At 73.4% G+C, this 8,537-nt stretch carries 6 protein-coding genes and 2 pseudogenes; 7 read left to right on the top strand and 1 reads right to left on the bottom strand.

What is annotated here, in order from left to right:
* Positions 1 to 97: 97 nt before the first annotated feature.
* From ABZ318_RS37840 to ABZ318_RS37825, 4 genes and pseudogenes are all read left to right on the top strand, one after another.
* Positions 98 to 1,948 (top strand): annotated as a pseudogene (locus ABZ318_RS37840) (FtsK/SpoIIIE domain-containing protein); the annotation flags it as partial.
* A 123-nt stretch (positions 1,949 to 2,071) separates the two neighbouring features.
* Positions 2,072 to 3,433: an ABC transporter substrate-binding protein gene (locus ABZ318_RS37835; protein WP_356906960.1), complete on the top strand. Its 1,362-nt coding sequence runs from the start codon at positions 2,072 to 2,074 to the stop codon at positions 3,431 to 3,433.
* Between the two features lie 7 nt (positions 3,434 to 3,440).
* Positions 3,441 to 4,736, top strand: coding sequence for a sugar ABC transporter permease (locus tag ABZ318_RS37830; protein WP_356906959.1), 1,296 nt, complete (start codon positions 3,441 to 3,443; stop codon positions 4,734 to 4,736).
* Positions 4,733 to 5,644: a carbohydrate ABC transporter permease gene (locus tag ABZ318_RS37825; protein WP_356906958.1), complete on the top strand. Its 912-nt coding sequence runs from the start codon at positions 4,733 to 4,735 to the stop codon at positions 5,642 to 5,644. The genes ABZ318_RS37830 and ABZ318_RS37825 overlap by 4 nt, the downstream gene beginning before the upstream one ends.
* 26 nt (positions 5,645 to 5,670) lie before the next feature.
* Here ABZ318_RS37825 and ABZ318_RS37820 read toward each other — a convergent pair whose 3' ends face one another.
* Positions 5,671 to 6,273 carry a TetR/AcrR family transcriptional regulator gene (locus ABZ318_RS37820; protein ID WP_356906957.1) on the bottom strand — a complete coding sequence of 201 codons (603 nt, stop codon included), beginning with the start codon at positions 6,271 to 6,273 and terminating at the stop codon, positions 5,671 to 5,673.
* Between the two features lie 179 nt (positions 6,274 to 6,452).
* Between ABZ318_RS37820 and ABZ318_RS37815 the strand changes: the two genes are divergently transcribed.
* The 3 genes and pseudogenes from ABZ318_RS37815 to ABZ318_RS37805 all read left to right on the top strand — a co-directional run.
* On the top strand, positions 6,453 to 7,385 hold the full coding sequence (locus ABZ318_RS37815) for an ABC transporter permease (RefSeq protein ID WP_356906961.1): 933 nt from the start codon (positions 6,453 to 6,455) through the stop codon (positions 7,383 to 7,385).
* Positions 7,378 to 8,163 (top strand): ABC transporter ATP-binding protein, encoded by a 786-nt coding sequence (locus tag ABZ318_RS37810; RefSeq protein ID WP_356906956.1) that lies wholly within the window; start codon positions 7,378 to 7,380, stop codon positions 8,161 to 8,163. Before ABZ318_RS37815 ends, ABZ318_RS37810 begins: the two co-directional genes overlap by 8 nt.
* A gap of 38 nt (positions 8,164 to 8,201) precedes the next feature.
* Positions 8,202 to 8,537: pseudogene (locus ABZ318_RS37805) on the top strand (hypothetical protein); the annotation flags it as partial.

Here is an 8,537-nt window from a genome sequence, read left to right as displayed (position 1 = left end):
GCGGCAGCACCAAACGGATCGGTGACTCGGTCCTGGTCGTGGTGCAGCGGGAGAGCAGCCACCTGGTGGGGTACGCGGCGGGGATCGAGCTCGGGCGCACCTGCTGATCGAGGGACCGGCGGGCAGCGGACGCACGGAGCTGCTCCGCTCGATCGCCGCCTCGCTCGCGGCGGGCGGCCGCCCCGACCGGCTCGGGCTGCTCCTCGTGGACGGCGCGGGCGGAGAGCGCGGCGAGGGCCTCTCGGTCTGTACGGAGCTGCCGCACGTCACCGAGCACCTGGTCGCCTCGGACCCGGTGCGGATGCGGGAGTTCGCGCAGGCGCTCGGCGCCGAGCTGAAGCGCCGGGCGGAGCTTCTGGGCGACGGGCACTTCGCCGACCGCCGGGGGGTGGCGCGCACCGCCGACCGGCTGATCGGGCAGCGCGCCCCGAGCGCGGCGGAGAGCGTGCCCCAGGGCGCCCGCGCGACCGTCCGCGTCCCGGACGCCGGCGACCTCGCGGACCGCCCGAGCAGCCGCACGCTGCGCACGGGCGACGGCACGATCGGCGCGCTCCCGAGCAGCGGCCGCGTGCCGCGCGCGGGGGCGGACGACGTGACGGGCCGTGCGAGCGGGCGCGTCCCGCACCCGGGCACGGGCGACCTCGGCGGCCGCCCCAGCAGCCGCACCCTGCGCACGACCGACTCCGCCCCCACCGACCACCCGGCCGTCCGCCCCCCGCGCACGGCCGCGGACGACGTACCGAGCCGCACGAGCGGCCGCGTGCCGCACCCGTCCGGCGAGGACCTCACCGGCCGCCCCAGCAACCGCACCCCGTACCCGGGCGCGGACGACGTACCGAGCCGCACGAGCGGACGCGTCCCGCGTCCCGGCGCGGACGACGTGACGGGCCGATCCGGCGGCCGCGTCCCGTACCCCTCCGCCGACGACGTCAACAGCCGCCCCAGCGGCCGCACCCCGTACCCCGGCGCAGGCGATCTCGGCGACCGGCCCAGCGGGCGCGTTCCCCGTGCCGGGGACGGGGTCCTCGACGGGCGGTCCGGTGCGCGGGCGCGGTCCGGCGGGGACGCCTTCCTGGCCGATACGCCCAGTGGGCGGCTGCCGCGGCGGGACGGCGGGTCCCCCGACGACCGTCCGAGCAGCCGCACCCTCCGCACGGGCGACGGCGACCTCACCGAGCACCCGAGCGTCCGCACCCCGCGCGGAGGCGCCGACGACGTGACGGGCCGCACGAGCGGGCGCGTCCCGTACCCCGGCGCGGACGACGTCACCGGCCGGAGCAGCGGCCGTGTCCCCGACGGCCTCACCACCCGGACCAGTGGCCGCATCCCCCACCCCGCCACCGAGGACTCCACGGGGCGGATCCCCCGGCCCGCGTCCGGGGAGCAGGGGGCCGGGCGGGCGGCGGGAGCCGGGCAGCTGCCGCGGCTCGTCGTGCTCGTCGACGACTTCGACGCCCTGGTCGCCCCCGCGCTCGGGGCTCCCGGCCGGCCGGCCGCCGGGTCCGTCGTGCGGGTCCTGGAGGCCATCGCGCGCAGCGGCGAGCGGCTCGGGGTGCACCTCGTGGCGACCTCGGCGCGCCCGGACCGGACCGTCGACACGGAGCTGGCCCACGGGGCCCGGCTGCGGATCGTGCTCGACGCGCCGCCGGTGGCGGCGGGCCCGGACGTGCCGGCGGCGGGACGGGGACGCCTCGGGCATCCGGACGGCCGGGTGACCCCCTTCCAGGCGGGTCGCGTCACGGGCCGGATCCCCCGGACGGCGACGCTCCGTCCGACGGTCGTCCCGCTGGAGTGGGAGCGGATGGGCGACCCGCCCACCCGTCGCCCGGTCCGTGAGCTGGGCAACGGACCGACGGACCTGGCGCTCCTGGCGAGCGCGCTGGACCGGGCGGCGCGCTCGGTCGAGGCGACTCCGGTGCCCCCGCTGACCCCGGCCGCACACCACTGACGCCACGTCACGAGGGCATCACGATCGCCCACTTGACGCGGGAGGCGGTATTGCGGGGCTCCTCGGCCCGGCGTAGACCTGTCGGCACGGGACAGCGAAGCGCACGGGAGAGACGGGGCAGCGATGCGTACAACTCTTCGGCCACGCAGGGCCGCAGTGACCTTCACGGCGTTGACGGCGGTGACCGCACTCGCCCTCGCGGGCTGCGGCGGCGAGGCCGACAAGGACAAGGGAGAGCCCGCGCCGAACCGCGATCTCTCCCTGAAGGGCGAGAAGATCGAGGTCGCCGCCGTCTGGACGGGCCCCGAGCAGGAGAACTTCACCAAGGTCCTGAAGGAGTTCGAGAAGCGCACCGGCGCGACCGTCACCTTCGTGCCCGCGCAGGACCCGATCGTGAACTTCCTCGGCACGAAGATCGCCGGCGGTGCGCCGCCGGACGTGGCGATGCTCCCGCAGGTGGGCGCGATCCGGCAGGCCGCCGCGCAGAAGTGGCTGAAGCCGGTCGGCCCGGAGGCCAAGTCCCAGCTGGCGGCGAACTACTCGCGCGGCTGGCAGGAGCTCGGCGCGGTGGACGGCACCCAGTACGGGGTCTACTTCAAGGCCGCCAACAAGTCCCTGGTCTGGTACAACACCGCCGTCTTCGAGAACGCGGGCGCCTCGGAGCCGAAGACCTGGAAGGAGTTCCTCGGCACCGCCGAGACGATCTCGGCCTCCGGCGTGACCCCGGTCTCGGTCGGCGGCGCGGACGGCTGGACCCTCACCGACTGGTTCGAGAACGTCTATCTCTCCCAGGCCGGCCCGGCCAAGTACGACCAGCTGGCGAAGCACGAGATCAAGTGGACGGACCCGTCCGTCGCCGCCGCCCTGAAGACCCTCGCCGAGCTCTTCGGCAAGCCGGCGCTGATCGCGGGCGGGCCGACCGGCGCGCTGCAGACGGAGTACCCGGCCTCGGTCACGCAGACCTTCACGGGCGGCGACGAGCCCAAGGGGGCGATGGTCTTCGAGGGCGACTTCGCCGCCGTCAACATCGCGCAGACCAAGGCGGAGATCGGGAAGGACGCGAAGGTCTTCCCCTTCCCGAAGGTCGGCGACGGCGGCACGGCCCCGGTGGTGACGGCCGGCGACGCGGCCGTGGCCCTGAAGGACACCAAGGGCGCGCAGACGCTGCTCGCCTTCCTCGCCTCCCCGGACGCGGCGAAGATCTGGGCGGCCGAGGGCGGGTTCCTCTCCCCCAACAAGAACCTGGACCCGGCGGCGTACCCGAACGACGTCCAGCGCGAGATCGCCAAGGCGCTCATCGGCGCCGGTGACGACTTCCGCTTCGACATGTCGGACCAGATGCCGCAGTCCTTCGGCGGGACGCCGGGCAAGGGCGAGTGGAAGGCGCTCCAGGACTTCCTGAAGAACCCGAAGGACGTCGCCGGGGCCCAGGCGCGTCTGGAGGCGGACGCGGCGAAGGCGTACAAGGCCGCCGCGAAGGGCTGAGATCCCCATGCCACGGATCCCCGGCAGGAGCAGGGCGGTCGCGGCGGGGTTCCTGCTCCCCGCCCTGCTCCTGCTCGGCGCGCTCGTCGTCTACCCGATCGGGTACTCCGTCCGGCGTTCGCTCTTCGACCGTTCCGGCGCCTCCTTCGTCGGCCTCGACAACTACTTCGCGCTGGTCACCGACGACTCGCTCCGCACCGCCGTCCGCAACAACCTGATCTGGCTGGTGGTGGCCCCGGCGGTCGCCACCGCGCTCGGTCTGGTCTTCGCGGTGCTGACCGAACGCGTGCGCTGGGGGACGGCGTTCAAGCTCGTCGTCTTCATGCCGATGGCGATCTCGATGCTCGCCGCCGGGATCATCTTCCGGCTCGTCTACGAGCAGGACCCGGACCGCGGGGTCGCCAACGCCGTCTGGGTCGGGGTCCACGACACCTTCGCCGAGTCCTCCGGCTTCCCCCGGGCCCGGCCGCTGCCGGTGCACCCGCTGAAGGCGGCAGGGGGCGGGGCGTACGAGACGAAGACGCCGGTACGCGCCGGGGCGCCCGTGCTCCTCCCCCTGGTCGGGGTGGCTCCGGCGCAGATGCCCCAGGACGCCCGCCCGGCGCACGCGCCGGCGCCCGCGTCCACCGGGATCACCGGAACGGCCTGGCTGGACTTCACGCGGGGCGGCGGCGGGAAGCCGAACGCGGTCGATCCGAAGGAGCTGGGCCTGAAGGGGCTGCGGATCGAGGCGGTACGGGACGGGAAGGTGGTCGCCACGACCACGGCGGCGGCCGACGGCAGCTTCACCCTGCCGGCGGACCGCGCCGACGGAGCCGTACTGCGGCTGCCCGCGAGCAACTTCCGGGAGCAGTACAACGGCGTGGAGTGGCTGGGCCCCTCGCTCGTGACCCCGGCGGTGATCGGGGCGTACGTGTGGATGTGGGCCGGGTTCGCGATGGTCCTGATCGGAGCCGGGCTCGCGGCCGTACCGCGCGAACTCCTGGAGGCGGCGCGGGTGGACGGGGCGAACGAGTGGCAGGTGTTCCGGCGGATCACGGTGCCGCTCCTGGCGCCCGTCCTCGTGGTCGTCCTGGTCACCCTGATGATCAACGTGCTCAAGGTCTTCGACCTGGTCTTCGTCATCGCGCCGGGCTCCGCGCAGGACGACGCGAACGTGCTCGCGCTCCAGCTGTACCGCTCGTCCTTCGGCACGGACGCGGACCTCGGGGTCGGCTCGGCCATCGCCGTCGTCCTGCTCCTTCTCGTACTGCCGGTGATGGTGGTCAACATCCGCCGCATCCGAAGGGAGTCCCGCCGATGACGTCGCTCACCACCGAGACCACCGCCGAGGCCACCCCCCGGAGCACTCCCGGGTCCGGCACGCGCCTCGCCGCCCGGCTCGCCGGCGGGGCCGCGTCCGGCGCCCTCCGGGTCTTCCTCGTCCTCGCCGGCCTGTTCTGGCTGATGCCGACGGTCGGGCTGCTGCTCTCCTCGCTCCGCTCGCCGTCCGACATCGCGGCGAGCGGCTGGTGGCAGGTGTTCACGGCCCCGGCCCAGCTGACCACCGAGAACTACACCCGTCTCCTCGCGAACGACACGATCACCGGCTCGCTGCTCTCCACCGTCCTGATCACCGTCCCGGCCACCCTCCTGGTCCTCCTCATCGGCTCGCTCGCCGGTTACGCCTTCGCGTGGCTGGAGTTCCCGGGCCGGGACTGGTGGTTCCTGGGCGTGGTCGCGCTCCTCGTGGTGCCGGTGCAGGTGGCCCTGGTGCCGGTGTCGAAGCTGTTCGGGGCGGTGGGGCTCTTCGAGACGACGGCCGGGGTGGTCCTCTTCCACACGGCCTTCGGCCTGCCGTTCGCGATCTTCCTGCTGCGGAACTTCTTCGCGGAGATCCCGCGCGAGCTGCTTGAGGCGGCGCGGCTCGACGGGGCGGGCGAGATCCGGCTCTTCACCCGGGTGGTGCTGCCGCTCGGCGGTCCGGCGATCGCCTCGCTGGGGATCTTCCAGTTCCTGTGGGTGTGGAACGACATGCTGATCGCGCTGATCTTCGCGGACTCGCAGTCGCCGCCGATCACGGTGGCGCTCCAGCAGCAGGTGCGCCAGTTCGGCAACAACGTGGACGTGCTCGCGCCGGGGGCGTTCGTGTCGATGGTGGTGCCGCTGGTGGTGTTCTTCGCGTTCCAGCGGCAGTTCGCGTCGGGGGTGATGGCGGGCGCGGTGAAGTAGGCCCTTACGGGGGCCCTACGGGGCCCCTACGGGGTCTTCAGCGCCGCCACCGCCGAGCGCGCGAGCTCGTCCACGTACCCCTTCGGCAGGGGCGTACGGACGACGACGAGGCGCCAGTAGAGCGGGCCGACGGTCAGGTCGAGGGCCTTGCCCGGGTCGGCGCCCTCGGGGAGTTCGCCGCGTGCGACGGCCTCGCGGACGATCTGGGTCATGACGCCCTGCTGCCCGTCGAGCAGCACGGCCTTGACGGTCTCGGCGATCTCGGGGTGGCGGGCGGCCTCGACGAGCAGGTCCGGGATGACCTGGGAGGCGACCGGGTGGCGCAGGGCGTGCGAGGCCACTTCGAGGAGGGCGCGCACGTCCCCGTACAGGGAGCCGCTGGCGGGTGCCGGGACGCCCTGGGCGGCGAAGGCGCCGACGAGGTCGAGGACGAGGGAGAGCTTGGACTTCCAGCGCCGGTAGACGGCGGTCTTGCCGACGCCCGCGCGGCGCGCGATGCCCTCGATGGACATCCGGGCGTAGCCGACGGCCGCGAGCTCCTCGAAGACGGCGGCGCGGATGGCCTCGGTCACGTCCTCGCGGAGTACGGCGGCTCCGGCGGGAGCACGGCGGGGGGTCGGGTCGGTCATGAACGGCATCCTAACCAACCGCGATATTCCGAAGGCGTTACGACGATACGGTTGCGTTCCGTCGCGGGAGCGTCCTAACCTCACCGTAGCGACGATACGACCCCGTCCCATCGCCGACGGCGCATGCGTCCACGCATGCGCGCACCCCTCGTCGAAAGCGCCCGCCCGTGACCACGACCCTGGCCCCACCCGTACAGCAGAAGCAGGCACCGGCACATCAGGAGCGGACACCGGCCGCCCCCGCGGAGGACCTCGGCGCCCTCGCCCGCCGCCACAGCCTGAGCGTCAGCGGCGCCCGCCCCCCGCTCCCCGCCTACGTGCGGCAGCTCTGGTCCCGCCGCGACTTCATCACCGCCTTCGCGACCGCCCGCCTCACCGCCCAGTTCAGCCAGGCGCGCCTCGGCCAGGTCTGGCAGGTGATGACCCCGCTCCTCAACGCGGCCGTGTACTACCTGATCTTCGGCGTCCTGATGAACGCGAAGAGCGGCGTGCCGGACTACGTGCCCTTCCTGGTGACCGGCATCTTCGTGTGGACCTTCACCGCCAACACGATCCAGGCCGGCACCCGGGCGATCAGCGGCAACCTGGGCCTCGTCCGCGCCCTGCACTTCCCGCGTGCGAGCCTGCCGATCTCGCTCGCCTTCCAGCAGCTCCAGCAGCTGCTGTTCTCGCTCGGCGTGCTCGCCGTGCTCCTGGCCTGCTTCGGAGAGTTCCCCGCCTGGAGCTGGCTGCTCGCCGTCCCGGCGCTGTTCCTGCAGACGCTGTTCAACACGGGCGTATCGCTCGTCCTCGCCCGGCTGGCGGCCCGCACCCCCGACATCAGCCAGCTGATGCCGTTCGTGCTCCGCACCTGGATGTACGCCTCGGGCGCGATGTGGTCGATCCAGAACCTGGCGAGCAGCGGCCGCTTCCCGGAGGGCGTGGTGCTCGCGCTCCAGTGCAACCCGGCGGCGGTCTACATCGACCTCATGCGCTTCGCCCTGATCGAGAGCTTCACGGCGGCGCAGCTGCCGCCGCACGTGTGGGCGCTCGCCGCGGGCTGGGCCCTGCTGGCCTTCGGGGGCGGTTTCGTCTGGTTCTGGAAGGCGGAGGAGACGTACGGCCGTGGCTGAATCGTCGAGGACGCCCACCGTCGTGGCCGACGGCGTCCACATCACGTACACCGTCCACGGCGGGCGCCCCGGCGGCCGGGGCGGCGCCACCGCCGCGCTCGGCCGGATGCTGCGCCGCCGCACGGCTCCGGCCGGCCGCCGGGTCCACGCCGTGAAGGGCGTCAGTTTCGTCGCGTACCGGGGCGAGGCAATTGGCCTGATCGGTTCGAACGGATCCGGGAAGTCCACCCTCCTGAAGGCCGTCGCGGGCCTCCAGCCCGTGGACCGGGGGCGGATCCACACCCACGGACAGCCCTCCCTCCTCGGCGTGAACGCGGCCCTCATGGACGATCTGACCGGCGAGCGGAACGTGATCCTGGGCGGTCTCGCGATGGGCATGAGCCGCGCGGAGATCCGGGAGCGCTACGACGGGATCGTCGACTTCTCCGGCGTCAACGAGAAGGACGACGCGATCTCCCGCCCGATGCGGACGTACTCCTCCGGGATGAGCGCGCGGCTGCGCTTCTCCATCGCCGCCGCGAAGAGCCACGACGCGCTCCTCATCGACGAGGCCCTGTCGACCGGCGACGCGCGTTTCCGCCGCCGCAGCCAGGAGCGGATCGACGAGCTGCGGGCGGAGGCGGGGACGGTCTTCCTGGTCAGCCACTCGAACTCCACGATCACGCAGACCTGCGACCGGGCGCTGTGGCTGGAGGCGGGGACGCTGCGGATGGACGGGCCGGCGAAGGAGGTGGTGGCGGCATACGAGGAGTTCACGGCCGGGCCGAGGGCGAAGTAACCGAACAAACAGGACATCGCGGTCTAAAGTGCGGTGGGATGACGAACGATCACCCTGAGTCGCCGCCCCGCCCCGGAAGCGAAGCCGGGTCCCGGTCCGGAAGCGAACCCCGGTCCCGCACCGGAGACGAGCCCCCGGTTCCGCCCCGCTCCGCGAGCGAACCCCCCGCCCTCACCAAGTCCCCCTTCGACTCGGAGACCTTCACCTCCGCCACCTTCGTCACCGTCGGCCGCGGCCCCGACCTCGCCCTCGCCGCCGTCTGGATCCTCGCCCGGGCCGGCATGCTCCTGCTGCTCGTCCGTGACGACCTCGGCATCGGCGGAGTGGGCCGCGAGGTGGGCCTCTACCAGTACTGGTACGGGCAGTTCGCCGCC

Source organism: Streptomyces sp. NPDC006197, assembly GCF_040613865.1.
Taxonomy (GTDB): Bacteria; Actinomycetota; Actinomycetes; order Streptomycetales; family Streptomycetaceae; genus Streptomyces.
The sequence above is the reverse complement of the archived record's forward strand: the minus strand, read 5'-3'. Positions and strand labels throughout refer to the sequence as shown.

Coding starts and splice junctions, on each gene's coding strand:
- ABZ318_RS37830 (WP_356906959.1), top strand. CDS start 3,441: ATGCCACGGATCCCCGGCAGGAGCAGGGCGGTCGCGGCGGGGTTCCTG.
- ABZ318_RS37825 (WP_356906958.1), top strand. CDS start 4,733: ATGACGTCGCTCACCACCGAGACCACCGCCGAGGCCACCCCCCGGAGC.
- ABZ318_RS37820 (WP_356906957.1), bottom strand. CDS start 6,273: ATGACCGACCCGACCCCCCGCCGTGCTCCCGCCGGAGCCGCCGTACTC.
- ABZ318_RS37835 (WP_356906960.1), top strand. CDS start 2,072: ATGCGTACAACTCTTCGGCCACGCAGGGCCGCAGTGACCTTCACGGCG.